The organism is uncultured Candidatus Pelagibacter sp., from assembly GCF_943788075.1.
Classification (GTDB): Bacteria; Pseudomonadota; Alphaproteobacteria; order Pelagibacterales; family Pelagibacteraceae; genus Pelagibacter.
The window spans coordinates 41,475-57,419 of sequence record NZ_CALSOW010000002.1 but is presented as its reverse complement, the minus strand read 5'-3'; the positions used below and the strand labels follow the sequence as shown (position 1 = coordinate 57,419).

Genomic DNA, 15,945 nt, shown 5'->3' with positions numbered 1-15,945 from the left:
GTTAGTTTTTATTTATTTAGTTTATATAAACTAGGCTAAGGTTTCCCCTAACCAAGATAGGGCGTTAAATAACAAATAAATTAAGATTAATGAAGAGTTAATTATCACTAATAAACATTGATTTTACTTATTTTTTAAAATTAAATGCAATTTTAAAGTTAAAAACCAACTTATTTTAATAAATCGAATCAAAATTCTATGTCAGAAAAATTTCAAGAAATTTATGATCAATCTATTAATAATCCCGAAAAATTTTGGCAAGAAGCATCGAATGATATATTTTGGTTTAAAAAACCAACTAAAATTTTAAATAAATCTAATCCACCATTTTATAAATGGTTCGAGGATGGGGTAACCAATACTTGTTATAATGCATTAGACATCCATATCGATCAAGGTAGAGGAAAAAAGACCGCTTTAATTTATGATAGTCCTATTACAGGTAACAAAAGTCATTTTAGTTACGAGGAACTAAGATCTAAAGTTTCAATATTTGCTGGAGCCCTTAAAAATCAGGGTGTTCTTAAAGGAGATAGAGTAATCATCTATATGCCAATGATCCCAGAGGCAGTTATTGCAATGCTAGCTTGTGCTAGAATTGGGGCAATCCATTCAGTGGTCTTTGGTGGCTTTGCATCGAACGAACTTGCAAGCAGAATAGATGACAGTAAAGCTAAATTATTAGTTACTGCCTCTTGTGGTTTTGAACCGGGAAGAACTGTAGAATATAAGCCTCTTGTCGATGAAGCTATTAAACTAGCTAATCATAAAATCAGTAAAATGATTTTATTTCAAAGACGTGGTCATGAAGTAAAATTGAACACACCAATAGAAGTTAGTTGGGATGAAGTTGTCTCAAATGCATCTGATGCTGATTGTGTTGAGATGAATTCTAATGAACTTGCTTATATCTTATATACATCTGGCACAACTGGAACCCCTAAAGGGATAGTCAGAGATATCGGGGGGCATATAGTTGCTCTGAAATGGACTATGAAAAATATTTACAATATTGATGACTGATGATATTTGGTGGTCAGCTAGTGATATTGGTTGGATCGTTGGACATTCTTATATTGTCTACGCTCCATTATTCAAAGGGTGCACTACTGTTCTATTTGAGGGAAAACCAGTTGGCACCCCTGATGCAGGAGCTTTCTGGAAAATCATATCTGACTATAAAGTAAAATCTCTATTCACAGCCCCTACTGCTTTCAGAGCTATTAAGAAAGAAGACCCTGAAGGTAAATTTTTTTCAAAGTATGATTTAAGTAGTTTTGAGAGCTTATTCCTTGCAGGAGAAAGAGCAGATCCAGATACTATTAAATGGGCTGAAAATTTACTTAAGGTTCCAGTAATTGATCACTGGTGGCAGACGGAAACTAGTTGGGCGATCAGCTCAAATTGTACAGGAATAGAAATGATGAAAACTAAATATGGGTCTGCTTGCAAAGCTGTGCCTGGTTATGATGTAAAAATTATCAAACCTGATCAAACATTGGCAAAACCAAACGAAATGGGAGACATTGTTGTGAAACTCCCACTTCCTCCTGGAACTTTTCCAACGTTATGGAATGCAGATCAGAGATATAAAGAGAATTATATGACTAATTATGAAGGTTATTACCAAACTTATGATGCGGGGCACATTGATGATGATGGTTATATTTGGATTATGTCTAGAACAGATGACATTATAAATGTTGCAGGTCATAGACTGTCAACAGGTGCAATTGAAGAAGTATTATCTGAACACCAATCAGTTGCAGAATGTGCGGTCCTTGGTATTGCTGATAAATTAAAAGGACAGCTTCCAATTGGGCTTGTAGTTTTAAAATCTGGAGTAGACAAAGATGATGAAACAATTTCAAAAGAATGATTACAAATGGTTAGAGATAAAATCGGGCCTGTTGCTGCATTTAAAGTAGTAATTGTTATAAAAAGATTACCAAAAACAAGATCTGGAAAAATTTTAAGAGGAACGATTAGAAAAATTGCTGACAATGTTGAATATAAAATACCACCAACAATTGATGATCCATCAATCCTTGATGAGATAAAACAAGACTTAATTAATAACAAAATTCTGAGTAATGGTTAAAACATATTTTTTTTTAACCATCGCTATTTTTTGTGAGGTAGCTGGGACAATGTTATTACCAGTATCACAAAATTTTACAAAAATTATACCGACTATTTGTCTTGCAATATTTTATCTCACTTCATTCTATTTGATGACTTTTGTAATGGATAAACTTCCGATTGCAATTGTATATGCAACATGGAGTGGACTGGGTATTTTTACAATAGCAATACTTGGGTATTTCTTTTTTAAACAAACCTTGGCTTGGCAAGCAATTGCTGGTTTGTTCCTTATTGTTGTTGGAGTTGTTCTTGTAAATAGTTTTACAATAAAGCTTAACTAAATTTTAAAGGTGTTCCATCTGGATCACCTAAAATTTTACCATCTTGCATTTTAATATTTCCAGCGATTATTGTATGCGTTGGTGTCCCCTTAAATTTATCTCCATTAAAAGGAGTCCATCCACATTTACTTTCAATATTTTCATTTTTAATTTCAATTGTCTTATTCATATCAACAATTGTAAAATCAGCATCAAAACCTTCTTTAATAAATCCTTTGTTTTGGATTCCAAAAATCTTAACTGGGTTTTCACACACAAGATTCATTAATTGGTTAAGTGTAAGTTTTCCATCGTTAACGTGATTAAGCATAACTGGCATCAAAGTTTGAACACCAGGCATACCTGAGGGTGAATTAGGATAACTTTTTTCTTTATTTTCTTTTAAATGTGGAGCGTGATCTGAACCTATTGTGTCATTCAAATTATTTCTTACCCCATACCATAATCTATCATAATGAGATTTATCTCTTAAAGGAGGGTTCATCTGAGCATAAGTTCCAAGTTTTTCATAACAATCTGGTGCATATATTGTTAAATGCTGAGGAGTTATCTCAAAAGTAATGTTGCCTTTATGTTGAGATAAAAAATCAATTTCTTCTTTTGTTGTTATATGAAGAACATGAGCTTTTTTCTTATGTCTATTCGCTATTCGAACAATTCTTCTGGTAGATGATATTGCGCACTCTGCACTTCTCCAAACTGGGTGAGAATGAACATCGTCATCTTTAATCAACTTTTTATTAACATTTAAAATTGCCTCATCTTCAGAGTGAACAGCAACGACTTTTGATGCATTTTGAAAAACTTTATCTATATCATCTTCTTCAGCAACTAATAAATTTCCAGTCGATGATCCAGCAAAAAGTTTTATGCCACAACACCCTTCAAGCCCCTTTAGACTTGCAAGATCACTTGAGTTATCAGCTGTTGCTCCAAAATAAAAAGCATAATTGCAATACATTCTGTTTTTAGCGAGATCTAATTTTCTTTGAAACTCCTTCATATTAGAAGTTGGTGGATTAGTGTTGGGCATTTCAAATACACTTGTAATTCCTCCAGCAATTGCAGCTCTACTTCCTGAGTGTAAATCTTCTGTATCTGTTGATCCTGGTTCTCTAAAATGAGTTTGTGTATCTATGCATCCAGGTAAAACTGTTTGGCCTTCGGCGTTTATAACCTCCTTAGCATCCTCAGATATCTCACCAATTTTATGAATTTTGCCATCTTTAACAGCAACATCAGCATCTTTTAATTCACCATCGATGTAGCATTGTCCATTTTTAATTATAAGATCTAACATTTTAAGAAAATGTTATTATATTACATTCTATAATTAATCAATTATGAATATTAAAAATGTTTACATTTTAGATGATAGATCAACTCTTTATATTAATGGAGAAGACGCAAAAGAATTTCTTCAAAATCTTATCAGTAACGACATAAATAAAGTAAGTGATATAAATAGTTGTTTCACGTCATTGCTAACTCCTCAAGGTAAATTTTTATATGAGTTTATTATAATTAAACATAAATCTGGTTATTTGATTGATTGTGAAAAGTCTCAAGCTGACGGGTTATATAAACAATTAAGTATTTATAAATTAAGATCCAAAGTAGAAATTCTAAACCTTACCAATGAATTTGTTGTTGCTACATTTAGCCAAGAAAAATTTCTTACTTTTGAAGAAGCTCAAGATGTTTCTGGATTTACTCTAAAGTATAGAGAAGATCCTATTTTTCTAGATCCAAGAAAAAAACAATTAGGAGCAAGATTAATCATTAATTTAGAAAAACTTTATTTATCACTTAAAAAACTAGACTTACATGATTCAAAACTGAGTGAATATTATTCATCATAGCCACAAACTTGGGATAGTTCCAAAAAATCTAAATAAATTACAAAATAAATTATTTGGTATTGAGTGTAATTATGAAGAATTAAATGGAATAGATTTTAAAAAGGGTTGTTATGTTGGGCAAGAAAATACAGCTAGAATTAAACTTAAAAATAAACTTTCAAAAAGATTACTACCAATAAGTATGATTGATGGAAAATTAACTGAAGGTGAAAGTATTTATTATAATGATAATGAAATAGGAAAAGTATTAATAGATAAAGAATATCCGTTTGCTTTAATTAAATATCTAGATGAAAATTTTAATGGAAAATCTGACTTCAATACAAAAGAAGCATCAATAAAAATTGAAATGCCTGATTGGATTAAAAACTAATTTATTATTTAAAAAAATAAACAATTACTAGAATTATAAGGATTATAATAATCCAAATAGTTAAATTTTTTAGAAATTGCTTTAGTTTAGAATTTGATTGTAAAAAACCTGGAAAAACTAAAAGTAAAATTCCAACCATAAATATGACTGAAAGTAATTTATCCATTAAAAACTCCTATAAAATTTTTGCATTGGTGCGGTCGGAGAGAATCGAACTCTCATGGACTAGGTCCACACGGCCCTCAACCGTGCCTGTCTACCAATTTCAGCACGACCGCAACATGTGTCATAATAAATGAATGACAACTATCTTTCAAATTGGTAAATAATATTATGGAATTTACACAAGAAGTGCAAAAAGCTACAGATCCTATTTATCAAAAAATTTCTAAAGTAATGCCAGACATTGAATGGTCTGTTCATGCCCCATACATTTACAAAATTAATGAACTTAAAAAGAAAAAGAATGCAGTAATACTTGCTCATAACTACCAAACTCCAGAAATTTATCATGGTGTTGCAGACTTTGCTGCTGACTCTTTAGCATTAGCTATTGAGGCTTCTAAAACATCTGCAGATATTATTTTAATGGCTGGAGTTCATTTTATGGCAGAAACAGCAAAACTAATGAGCCCAGACAAAAAAGTTATTTTACCAGATATGGATGCAGGTTGTTCACTATCATCTTCAATTACAGGAAAAGACGTTCGGCTATTAAAAGAAAAATACCCAGGGGTTCCTGTTGTATCTTATGTCAATACATCAGCAGAGGTAAAAGCCGAAACAGATGTGTGTTGTACATCTGCTAATGCTGTTAAAATTGTAAAATCATTAGGTACTAAAAAAGTGATTTTTTTACCAGATGATTATCTTGCAAAATACGTTGCTTCTCAAACAGATGTAGAAATCATATCCTGGAAAGGCATCTGTATTGTGCATGACCAATTCAATGAAAAAGAAATTCACGATATAAGAAAAAATAATCCAGGTATTAAAATAATAGCACATCCCGAATGTCCTCCAGATGTAATCAAAGCAAGTGACTTTGCTGGATCCACTTCTGGAATGATTAAATATGTAGAAGATAACCAACCTAAAAAGGTCATGATGGTTACAGAGTGCTCTATGAGTGATAACATACAAATTGAAAATCCAAACGTAGAATTTGTAAAACCATGTAACATGTGTCCTCACATGAAAAAAATTACACTTCCCAAAATATTAGATTGCCTTGAAAACGAAACTGGTGAAATAATTATGGATAAAAATACAATTGAAAAAGCCAGAGTCTCAGTTGAAAAAATGGCAGCTATTGGCAGATAACTAAGTGTCAAAAATAAAACTCAGCAAAGATTTTATTCGTAACACAGTTAAGAGGGCACTGAATGAAGATCTCTATCCCTCTGGAGACATCACATCAAGTTTAGTAAAAAATAATAAAATTATTAAAGTAAAAATTATTTCAAATGAAAATGCAATTGTTGGTGGTTTGTTGTTTGCAAAACAAGCTTTCAATTTAGTTGATAATAAAATTAAATTTCAAATTAAAAAACAAGATGGATCTAATGTAAAAAAAGGTTCTTTAATTGCTACTATTGAAGGAAATGCCAGAAATATTTTAATTGCTGAAAGAATTGCTCTAAATTTTTTATCTCATATTTCAGGTATTGCTACAAAAACAAATAAATTTGTCAAACTTGCTGGAAAGAAATGTAAAATTTGTTGTACTCGTAAAACTATTCCAAATACGAGGGTTATTCAAAAGTATGCTGTCAAGTTAGGTGGAGGCACTAATCATCGTTTTAATCTAAGTGATGAATTTTTAATTAAAGATAATCATATTGCTTCATCAAATGTTAAAAACTTAGTTTTATTGGCTATTAAAAATAAAAAAGGACGAAAAATAACAGTTGAAGTTGATAATTTAAAACAACTCAATGAAATAATGGGTCTAAAATTTAATACTGTTTTGTTTGATAATATGTCAGTTAAAAATCTAAAAGCAGGTATTAAAATTGTAAAAAAATATTACGAAACTGAAGCTTCAGGAAACATCAATTTAAAAACAGTTAAAAGAGTTGCTAAAACAGGTGTAAATAGAATTTCTATTGGAAGTATAACTCATAGTGCTGCAGCTATTGATTTTAAATTAGAAATCTAAGATACAAATTTTGATAAATTAGGTTTAAAATAATTTGGGCCTTTCATTACTTTTCCTGACTCATTATAAATTGGCTCACCATTTTCGCCCAGTTTACTCATGTTAGAATTTTGAACCTCATCAAAACATTTATCTAAATCAATTCCAAAGGCATGACCTGCCCCATAGGTTACATACAAAATATCTGTAAGTGCATCAGCAACTTCTAATAAATCACTGTTTTTCATTGCTTCTTGAAGTTCATCTAATTCCTCTTTTATAAGATCTATTCTTAATTTATTAATTTTTTCACTACTAAATGAAGGTTTCATTTTGACCTCTTGACCAAAAGTTTTCATAAAAGTTCCAACTTTATTAAAATTTGACATTTTGCTCCTGTAAGTTTTTTTAAAATTATTGTATGTTATAATTATTTATTACTTATAAATTAATCAATGAAATTAAGAAAAGAATTCGATAGTATTGGAAGTGTAAATGTTCCTAATAATAAATATTGGGGAGCATCAACACAACGATCTAACAAATTTTTCAATATTGGCAAAATACTAGTAAATATTTCAATAATTAAATCTATAGCTATAATTAAAAGGTCGGCTGCAATCGTTCATTCTAAAGATAAGTTAATTTCAAATAAAATTTCTAAAGTAATTATTAAAGCCTCTGATGAAGTGATAAAAGGAAAATTAGATGAAAATTTTCCTCTTAAAGTATGGCAAACAGGCTCAGGAACTCAAACAAACATGAATGTTAATGAGGTAATAGCTAACAGGGCAATAGAAATTCTAGGTGGTAAAAAAGGAACTAAAAAACCAGTTCACCCTAACGATCATGTAAATAAATCTCAATCAACAAATGATGTTTTCCCAACTGCAATGCATATTTCTGTAGCAGAAGAAACTTTAAAAAAATTATTACCAAATTTAAAAATTTTAGAAAAAGAACTAAAGAAAAAAATCAAGCGAGTTTAAAAATATAGTGAAAATTGGAAGAACTCATTTACAAGATGCTACACCCTTGTCACTTGGACAAGAATTTTCTGGCTATCATACACAAGTTAAAAAAAGTATTGAAAGAATAGAGCATGCATTAAAAGAAATTTTATATCTTGCACAAGGTGGTACAGCTGTTGGTACCGGCATAAATTCAAGAAAAAATTTTGATAAGAAGATAGTTAAAGAAATTGCTAAATTTACAAAAATTCCCTTTAAACCTAGTGCAAATAAATTTGCTGAACTTGCAGCTCATGATTCAATTGTGAATTTTTCAGGAACGTTAAATACATGTGCTGTAGCTTTAATGAAAATTTCCAATGATATTAGATTTTTAGGATCTGGTCCTAGAGCTGGATATGGTGAACTTATATTGCCTGAAAATGAACCAGGTTCTTCAATTATGCCAGGAAAAGTTAATCCTACTCAGTGTGAAGCAGTCACTATGGTTTGTGTCAAAGTAATTGGTAATCATAATGGTATCACTATTGCAGGATCACATGGGCATTTTGAACTAAATGTTTTTAAGCCTTTGATCGCACATAACATTTTACAATCTATTGACTTAATAGCTGACAGTACTAAAAATTTTGCCCTATATTGTGTAAAAGGAATAAAAGCTAATAAAAAAAAAATCCAAGAACATTTAGATAATTCACTAATGCTTGTTACGGCTTTGGCTCCTAAAATTGGCTATGATAATGCAGCAAGAATTGCAAAGACGGCTCTTAAGAATGACACCACACTAAAATTTGAAACATTAAAGACAGGTCTTATAAGTGAAAAGGACTATGATAAAATAGTAGATCCTAAAAAAATGATCTATCCTGAATAACCTTCAATAGCTTTGTTTGCTAGATTTTTTATATAAATTCTATTTTGAAGCTTGGTACCTTTAAAAATAAGTTGATTTAAAGTTTCATTTACATTCTTATTAATAACATCATTAACTTTAATTGAATTTAAATTAGCAGTCTGCTGATCAAAGTTATAAATTAAATTGAATTGAATTTTTGTAATTTTTTTTCTATTTTTAAGTGGAGTTTGAAAAATCTTATAAACCTCGTTAGAATCTTTAATGTTTATTGAGATTAAAGCATCTAAAATTAAATTATTATTATCCGTATAAATCAAACTATCAGTTATTTTAAAATCAGCATAGTTTTTTAATTCAAGCTGAGTTTCATTTATGTCTACCAAACCTTCACTTATTTTAGCACTCAATAACAAATTAGTTACATCTCTAAAAGAAGAGATTTGTTTTGCATTAATTTTTGTATTTATATTTAAATTATCATTATTGAGTATCCCTGTCTTTAGTAATTGAACCAAAATTGAATTTGAATTTAATAATATATCTGAACTTAGCTCATTAAGTTCACCAGAAAATTCTGAAAAAAATGGTTTTAAACTTATAGAGCCATTATATTTATAATTTTGATTTTTTGATTTATCTAAATAATTAAAATTAAAAGTATTTTTTTCAAGGTTGTAAACTCCTTCACTCTTATTTTTATTATAAATTAATTCTATTAATCCATTTTTTTTATAAGATGAATAATTATAACTATTTTCAATCTGAAGATTAATAAATTTAAAATTTACTTTACTTATAATCTTCTCATTGATTGGGTCATCTGTGACTTTAATTTCATAAAATATATTAAAAATTTCATTCTTGGATAATAAAACGTTTTCTAAATTTTTAATGTCATAAAAATATTTTAAATCTTTAATTCTATTTATAAACAAAACATCATTTACAATATTTTTATAAAAGATATTACTATCCTTGATTTTAAGATTAAAATTAGAAAAATTGCTATTTAAAAGTTTAGTAAAAAAATTATAATTTTTTTTATTCAAATTAAAATTTGTTTTATTAAGGATAACATCTAATATTTTAATTTTGTTTGGAAATAATAAGTATTTAGGAGAAATATAGATTTTAACCTCTCCAGAACTTTCTACTTGGTTTAGAAATGAACCAGCTTTAAATTCAAAATTAGGTCTAGGAAATAAATTATATTTATAATTATTTGATAAATTAAAATCTAAATTTAAATTTTCAGATAACTGATTCTTAACATTGGCAACTATTTTTTTATTATCATATAAATGGGGTATAGATAAATATGAAGAAAAAGAGACAAATAAGACCAGATTAAAGAGAAAAATTCTTTTTAAGCTTAATAAAGCTAACAACTTGTCTTTTTTAAAAATAAAATTTAATTTGTTTAAATTTTTTTCTAATTGACTATTTATAAAGTTGTTAAATTTGTTTAAATTTTTCTTTAATTGAGTATTTAGAAAGATGTTTAACTTAGCTAAATTTTTAACAAAATAATTATGATTATTCATAAAACTATGAAACTTATAATGAAATATTTTAAATGATAAACTCTGATTATTTAGAAAATCTAAATAATGCTCAAAAAGAAGCTGTTTTATATTTAGATGGGCCTTTATTAATAGTTGCAGGTGCAGGATCTGGAAAAACAAAGGTTCTGACTTCAAGAATTGCTCATATAATTAGAGAAAAGAAGGCATTTCCTAATCAAATCTTGTCAGTAACTTTTACAAACAAAGCTGCAAAAGAAATGCAAACAAGAGTGAGTAAGATGCTTGGTTCAGCCGCAACTGGTCTTTCTTGGCTTGGAACATTTCATTCAATTTGTGCAAAAATATTGAGAAAACACGCAACCGCTGTAAATCTAAATTCAAATTTTACCATTATAGATACTGATGACCAAACAAGACTTATTAAAAATATATGTAAAAGTGAAAATATTGATATCAAGCAATTAGCACCTAGATTTATATTAGCAATAATTGATAGATGGAAAAATAAAGGATATTACCCATCTGAAGTTATAGTAAACAATAAAGATGTTTATGAAAAAACTATACTTCCCTTGTATAAAATTTATCAACAAAAATTAATAGATTTAAATTCATGTGATTTTGGTGACTTAATTTTACATACTGTAAAAATTTTAGAAAATTATCCTGATATAAGACAAATCTATACAACAAACTTTAAATATATTTTAGTTGATGAATATCAAGATACTAATTTTATTCAAAGCAAATGGTTAAGCTTATTATCTGAAAAAACCAAAAATTTATGTTGTGTAGGAGATGATGATCAATCTATTTATAGTTGGAGGGGTGCGGAAATTAAAAATTTTTTAGAATTTGATCAAGTATACGAAAACACGAAAGTAATTAGGCTTGAACAAAATTATAGATCTTCCCAGAATATTTTATCAGTTGCTTCAAATCTAATCTCAAATAATCAAAATAGAGTCGGCAAAACGCTTACCACTACTATGGAAGAAGGAGATTTAGTCAAACTAAATTGTTTTAAAAATGGAAAAGATGAAGCAATTGGAATTTCAGATGAAATAGAAAAAAAATTAAAAAAGAAATATTCATTTAATGAAATGGCCATTTTAGTTAGAGCTATATTTCAAACAAGAGAATTTGAAGAAAGATTTCTTAAAATTGGTATGCCTTACAGAATTTTGGGAGGAACAAAATTTTATGAAAGGGCTGAAATTAAAGATTGTGTTGCCTATTTAAGATTAATTCATCAAGAAAAAGATGACCTTGCTTTTGAAAGAATTGTCAATAATCCCAAAAGATCCATCGGGGATACTACCTTAAAAAGTGTTCATGAGTTTGGAAAAGATAATAATTTAAGTTTAGAGTCTGCAGCAAATAAAATGATTGAGCAAAATTTGATTAAACCAAAAACAAAAATAGGTCTTAGTTTTTTTCTTAATGCATTAAATAAATGGAGAAATGACCTTAATATAAAAAAAATTAATCATATAAAATTGCTACAAATAGTTTTGGACGAGTCTGGTTACTCGGCAATGCTTAAAAATAAAAAAGATTTAGATAATGAGAATAGATTGGAAAATATTAAAGAATTATTAAGTGCAATGAAAGAATTTGACAATCTAGAAAGCTTTTTAGAACACGTTTCCCTTGCAACTTCAATTGATCAAGAATGGGATGGGGAAAAGATTAATATGATGACCATGCATGCAGCAAAAGGACTTGAATTTGATGTAGTTTTTCTTCCTGGTTGGGAAGAAGGTTTATTTCCTCATCAAAAATCAATTGAGGAAAAAGGCCAAAATGGTTTAGAAGAAGAACGTCGTTTAGCTTATGTTGGAATTACAAGAGCAAAAAAAAAAGCTATAATTTCATTTTCAATGAATAGGTTTTACCAAGGTGATTGGATTGATAGCATGGCCTCAAGATTTATAGAAGAATTGCCAGAAAAACATTTAGAAAAAAATTCTTTTTTTGATGAAGAGGTTGACGATGATCAAGATTTTGATTTTAATCAAGATTTTGAAATTGAAGAAGGCACAAGAAGCCCTGGATGGATAAGATATCAAAAGAGAATTAAATGAACAAAGAAGTAAAAGAGTTAAGAAAAAAATTTAAAAAATACGGTATCGATGGATATATTATACCAAAAAATGATGATTATTTTACAGAATATTCAAAAATAAATAGATTAAAAATTATATCAAATTTTACTGGCTCTGCTGGTTTGGCTATTGTTTTAAAAAATAAGAACTATTTGTTTACAGATGGTCGATACACCATTCAAAGCGAAAAAGAGAGTGGAAAATATTTTAAAATTATTAGCTACGAAAAAATAATTAATTGTGATTTGTTTAAAAATCTAAAACTAGGGATAGACCCAAAACTATTTACACATCACCAAATAAATAATTATTTTTTAAAACATAACAAAATTAAGTTTTTGACGAATAACTTAATTGATGAAATAAAAAACCCTAGAATAACAAAAAATATTCCTTTTTTTTCACTCAAAGATGAAATTATTGGAGAAAATAGTAAATCAAAAATAAATAAAATTATAAATTACTTAAAAAAAAATAAAGCAGATAATCTATTTGTATCTGCCCCAGAAAATGTGGCTTGGATTTTAAACATTAGAGGTGGTGATGGTCCAAATAGTCCTGTACCAAATTCAAGATTAATCATTAACAAGTCAAAAAAAATCTTTTTAATAACAGAAACACAAAAAGCTAAAAAACTAATTAAGGAAAAAATAATTAATAAGACTCAATTAATGATCACAAATGATTTACCAAAAAAAATTATAACTTTAAGTGGTAAAAACTTCATAATTGATAATAAATCTTGTTCTATTTTTTATGAAAATATTATCAAATCTAAATTTAAGATTATAAAAAGAGAAGATCCAACTTATATTTTAAAAGCTATAAAAAATAATACTGAAATTAATAATATGATTAAATCTCATGTTATAGATGGTGTAGCACTAACAAAATTTATTTATTGGATTAAAAAAGTTAATAAAAAAAAAATTACAGAAGTTGATGCTCAGATAAAATTAGAAAAATTTAGAAAAAAAAGTAACAAATATTTATATCCAAGTTTTGAAACAATTGCAGGAGCTGGGGAAAATGGTGCCATTGTTCATTATAGAGCCAAAAAAGGAAGTTGTAGAATAATAAGAAAAAATGATATTTTTTTATGTGACTCTGGTGGTCAATATAATTATGGCACCACTGATGTCACTAGAACTATCTGTTTTACAAAACCAAAACCGAGTATCAAGAATATTTACACTAAAGTATTAAAGGGACATATAGCTGTAGCAAATACTGATTTAAGATTGGATAATACAGGACTAAAAATAGATAAAAGAGCCAGAAAATATTTGAATGAAAGTAAATTAGATTACGCTCATGGTACAGGGCATGGTGTTGGTTTCTTTTTAAATGTACATGAAGGACCTCAATCAATCTCCAAACTAAATAAAGTCAAAATTCAAGAAGGTATGATTTTAAGTAATGAACCGGGTTATTATAAAAAAGGTTCGTATGGTATAAGAATAGAAAACCTTGTTTTTGTTAAAAAAATTAAGAAAAAAATTTTTTTTGAAAATTTAACTCTTGCTCCAATAGAAAAAGATTTAATTAATTATGATCTTTTATCAAAATCAGAAAAAAATTATCTTTTCAAATATCATTTAGATGTTTATTCAAAACTTTCAAAATATCTTTCTCTAAATGAGAGAAAATGGTTAGCTAGTTATATTTAACATTTTTAAAAATCCACTTTGATTTAATATTGTAACATTAAATTCTTTAGCTTTATCAATTTTTTTTTTAGTTGGTTTTTCACCAATAATTAAATAATTTAATTTTTTAGTTACAGTACTCACTGAAGTGCCAGAGTTTTCTTCTATTAAAGATTTTACCTCTGCTCTACTGATGCCATTTAGCTTTCCAGTTACCATAAATGTTTTTTCATTTAATAGTCCATTTTTATCTTTATTTGCAGCATCTTTTACTTTTAAAATTTTTTGTAATTTTTTCAAAATATCTATATTAGTTTTATTATCAAAAAAATTTTTAACCGACTTCAACTGAGTTTCTCCAATCCCATCAATATTAAGTATATCATCTAAAATTGCTCCATTTGAAAAACTAATAAACTTTGAAAATGATTTAAAATATTTTGACAAAATTTTTGCATTTTCTAAACCAATATGTCTAATACCTAATGAGTAGATTAATCTTTCTAAAGAAATATTTTTTCTTTGATTAATTGAATATTTTAAATTTTCCATTGATTGTCTGCCCCAACCTTCAAGATTTTCTATCTTTGTAAAATCTAAATTAAATATATCGTGTGGTAATTTTATTAAATTGAGGCTCCAAAAGTTCTCTACAATTTTTTTTCCAAATCCATCAATATTAAATGCATCTTTTGAGACAAAATGTTTTAATTTTTCTATTGCAATTTTCTCACAATCATATCCCTCGCTAGAACACCTTCTCACTGCATCTTCTTTTTTAGTAATATTATTAAATTCTTTGATTGTTTTTGAACCACACGATGGGCATTTTTGTGGAAAAATAAATTTTGTTAATTTTTTATCTCTCTTGATTTTATCAACTGAAAGTATGTGGGGTATTACATCCCCTGCTCTTTCTATGGTTGCTAAATCACCAATTCTGATATCTTTTCTATCAATTTCGTCTTCATTATGCAGAGTTGCATTAGATACAATAACCCCTCCTATATTAATTGGTTTGATTTTTGCAACTGGTGTCAAAGCTCCAGTTCTTCCAATTTGAATTTCAATATTAAGAATTTTAGATATTGCTTTGTTAGAAGCAAATTTATGAGCAATAGCCCACCTTGGTGAATTTGCAACGTTCCCAAGTCTTTTTTGAAGTTCAAAGTTATTAATTTTATAAACTATACCATCAATATCAAAATCAATTTTTGTCCTGTCCTTTTCTATCCTGGAATAATTAATCAATAAATTATCAACACCTACAAATAGTCTATTTAAAGGATTTGTTTTAAAACCCCAATCATCTAAATTTTTTAAAAAATCTTTCTGATTTTTTGCTTTAAGACCTTTTTCATAACCAAATGTATAGGCAATAAATTTTAAGGGAATTTTTTTTGTTTCATCAGGATTTTTTTGTCGTAATGATCCTGATGCAGCATTTCTTGGATTTGCAAATTTTTCTTTTAAATTTTTAAAATCACTATTTTGTATAAATACTTCGCCCCTAATATCAATTTCCTCAGGAAAATCTTTAGACTGAATTTTTTTTGGAATATCTTTTATAGTTGCAAGATTAGCTGTTATGTCCTCACCTTCTTTTCCATCACCTCTTGATAATCCAATTTTAAACTCACCATTTTTGTATATTAATGAGGCTGATATTCCGTCTATCTTTGGCTCTGCACTATAAGAAAGCTGGTAATCCTTATTTTTAGACAGAAAATTTAATATTTTTTTTTCAAAATTAATTAAATCTTCTCTTTCAAAAGCATTTGCCAAAGATAACATTGGGGCTCTATGAGCTATCTTTTGGAAATTTTTAGATGGTTTAAATCCAACAACTTTTGACGGTGATGTTTCAGAATTAAGAAAAGAATATTTACTTTCTAAAATTAAAATACTATTTTTTAATTCATCATATTTTTTATCTGATACTAATGGTTTACTAGCATCATAATAATTTTTATTATAAGTAGTTAATAAATTTATTTTTTTTTTATACTCAGATTCTATTTTTTTTTTATTCAT

At 27.9% G+C, this 15,945-nt stretch carries 11 protein-coding genes, 1 tRNA gene and 2 pseudogenes; 9 read left to right on the top strand and 5 right to left on the bottom strand.

The genetic code is table 11. The features are described 5' to 3' along the window. The first annotated feature begins 198 nt into the window (after nucleotides 1–198). Nucleotides 199–2,101: pseudogene (locus Q0X98_RS07440) on the top strand (propionyl-CoA synthetase). Beyond that, nucleotides 2,094–2,426 carry a multidrug efflux SMR transporter gene (locus Q0X98_RS02750; protein ID WP_297681223.1) on the top strand — a complete coding sequence of 111 codons (333 nt, stop codon included), beginning with the start codon at nucleotides 2,094–2,096 and terminating at the stop codon, nucleotides 2,424–2,426. Before Q0X98_RS07440 ends, Q0X98_RS02750 begins: the two are co-directional and overlap by 8 nt. Here the strand turns inward: Q0X98_RS02750 and Q0X98_RS02745 are convergent. Beyond that, nucleotides 2,419–3,726: a dihydroorotase gene (locus tag Q0X98_RS02745; RefSeq protein WP_297681221.1), complete on the bottom strand. Its 1,308-nt coding sequence runs from the start codon at nucleotides 3,724–3,726 to the stop codon at nucleotides 2,419–2,421. The genes Q0X98_RS02750 and Q0X98_RS02745 overlap by 8 nt on opposite strands. 43 nt (nucleotides 3,727–3,769) lie before the next feature. On the opposite strand from Q0X98_RS02745, the gene Q0X98_RS02740 reads away from it, so the two are divergent. Together Q0X98_RS02740 and Q0X98_RS02735 are read left to right on the top strand one after the other, a co-directional pair. Continuing rightward, the gene (locus Q0X98_RS02740) at nucleotides 3,770–4,288 is read left to right on the top strand and encodes a hypothetical protein (RefSeq protein WP_297681219.1); all 519 of its coding nucleotides are present in this window, start codon (nucleotides 3,770–3,772) and stop codon (nucleotides 4,286–4,288) included. Further along, nucleotides 4,269–4,661 (top strand): folate-binding protein YgfZ, encoded by a 393-nt coding sequence (locus Q0X98_RS02735; RefSeq protein WP_297681218.1) that lies wholly within the window; start codon nucleotides 4,269–4,271, stop codon nucleotides 4,659–4,661. The genes Q0X98_RS02740 and Q0X98_RS02735 overlap by 20 nt, the downstream gene beginning before the upstream one ends. Before the next feature lie 192 nt (nucleotides 4,662–4,853). Here the strand turns inward: Q0X98_RS02735 and Q0X98_RS02730 are convergent. After that, nucleotides 4,854–4,939: transfer RNA gene (locus Q0X98_RS02730), tRNA-Leu, on the bottom strand. Between the two features lie 55 nt (nucleotides 4,940–4,994). Between Q0X98_RS02730 and nadA the strand changes: the two genes are divergently transcribed. Together nadA and nadC are read left to right on the top strand one after the other, a co-directional pair. After that, a complete protein-coding gene (nadA, locus tag Q0X98_RS02725) occupies nucleotides 4,995–5,984 on the top strand; it encodes a quinolinate synthase NadA (protein ID WP_297681216.1) in 990 nt (329 codons plus the stop codon). 4 nt (nucleotides 5,985–5,988) lie between these two features. Then, the gene (gene nadC / locus Q0X98_RS02720) at nucleotides 5,989–6,822 is read left to right on the top strand and encodes a carboxylating nicotinate-nucleotide diphosphorylase (protein ID WP_297681215.1); all 834 of its coding nucleotides are present in this window, start codon (nucleotides 5,989–5,991) and stop codon (nucleotides 6,820–6,822) included. Here nadC and Q0X98_RS02715 read toward each other — a convergent pair. Further along, entirely contained in the window at nucleotides 6,819–7,190 is a 372-nt protein-coding gene (locus Q0X98_RS02715; protein ID WP_297681213.1) for a nucleoside triphosphate pyrophosphohydrolase family protein, read from the bottom strand. The genes nadC and Q0X98_RS02715 overlap by 4 nt on opposite strands. Nucleotides 7,191–7,256: 66 nt before the next feature. On the opposite strand from Q0X98_RS02715, the pseudogene fumC reads away from it, so the two are divergent. Further along, nucleotides 7,257–8,646, top strand: a pseudogene (fumC, locus tag Q0X98_RS07435) (class II fumarate hydratase). On the opposite strand, the gene Q0X98_RS02700 reads toward fumC, so the two are convergent. Next, nucleotides 8,634–10,172, bottom strand: a complete 1,539-nt coding sequence (locus Q0X98_RS02700; protein ID WP_297681207.1) for a hypothetical protein — start codon at nucleotides 10,170–10,172, stop codon at nucleotides 8,634–8,636. The pseudogene fumC and the gene Q0X98_RS02700 sit on opposite strands and share 13 nt — an antisense overlap. Before the next feature lie 32 nt (nucleotides 10,173–10,204). Between Q0X98_RS02700 and Q0X98_RS02695 the strand changes: the two genes are divergently transcribed. Continuing rightward, nucleotides 10,205–12,241, top strand: coding sequence for a UvrD-helicase domain-containing protein (locus tag Q0X98_RS02695; protein ID WP_297681205.1), 2,037 nt, complete (start codon nucleotides 10,205–10,207; stop codon nucleotides 12,239–12,241). Further along, entirely contained in the window at nucleotides 12,238–13,932 is a 1,695-nt protein-coding gene (locus Q0X98_RS02690) for an aminopeptidase P family protein (protein ID WP_297681203.1), read from the top strand. Before Q0X98_RS02695 ends, Q0X98_RS02690 begins: the two co-directional genes overlap by 4 nt. Here Q0X98_RS02690 and ligA read toward each other — a convergent pair. Further along, nucleotides 13,915–15,945, bottom strand: coding sequence for an NAD-dependent DNA ligase LigA (gene ligA, locus Q0X98_RS02685; protein WP_297681201.1), 2,031 nt, complete (start codon nucleotides 15,943–15,945; stop codon nucleotides 13,915–13,917). The genes Q0X98_RS02690 and ligA overlap by 18 nt on opposite strands.

What these genes read in the sequence shown, in the direction of transcription:
- Q0X98_RS02750 (WP_297681223.1), top strand. Translation starts at nt 2,094, where the DNA reads ATGGTTAAAACATATTTTTTTTTAACCATCGCTATTTTTTGTGAGGTA.
- Q0X98_RS02745 (WP_297681221.1), bottom strand. Translation starts at nt 3,726, where the DNA reads ATGTTAGATCTTATAATTAAAAATGGACAATGCTACATCGATGGTGAA.
- Q0X98_RS02740 (WP_297681219.1), top strand. Translation starts at nt 3,770, where the DNA reads ATGAATATTAAAAATGTTTACATTTTAGATGATAGATCAACTCTTTAT.
- nadA (WP_297681216.1), top strand. Translation starts at nt 4,995, where the DNA reads ATGGAATTTACACAAGAAGTGCAAAAAGCTACAGATCCTATTTATCAA.
- Q0X98_RS02715 (WP_297681213.1), bottom strand. Translation starts at nt 7,190, where the DNA reads ATGTCAAATTTTAATAAAGTTGGAACTTTTATGAAAACTTTTGGTCAA.
- Q0X98_RS02700 (WP_297681207.1), bottom strand. Translation starts at nt 10,172, where the DNA reads ATGAATAATCATAATTATTTTGTTAAAAATTTAGCTAAGTTAAACATC.
- Q0X98_RS02695 (WP_297681205.1), top strand. Translation starts at nt 10,205, where the DNA reads ATGATAAACTCTGATTATTTAGAAAATCTAAATAATGCTCAAAAAGAA.
- Q0X98_RS02690 (WP_297681203.1), top strand. Translation starts at nt 12,238, where the DNA reads ATGAACAAAGAAGTAAAAGAGTTAAGAAAAAAATTTAAAAAATACGGT.
- ligA (WP_297681201.1), bottom strand. Translation starts at nt 15,945, where the DNA reads ATGAATAAAAAAAAAATAGAATCTGAGTATAAAAAAAAAATAAATTTA.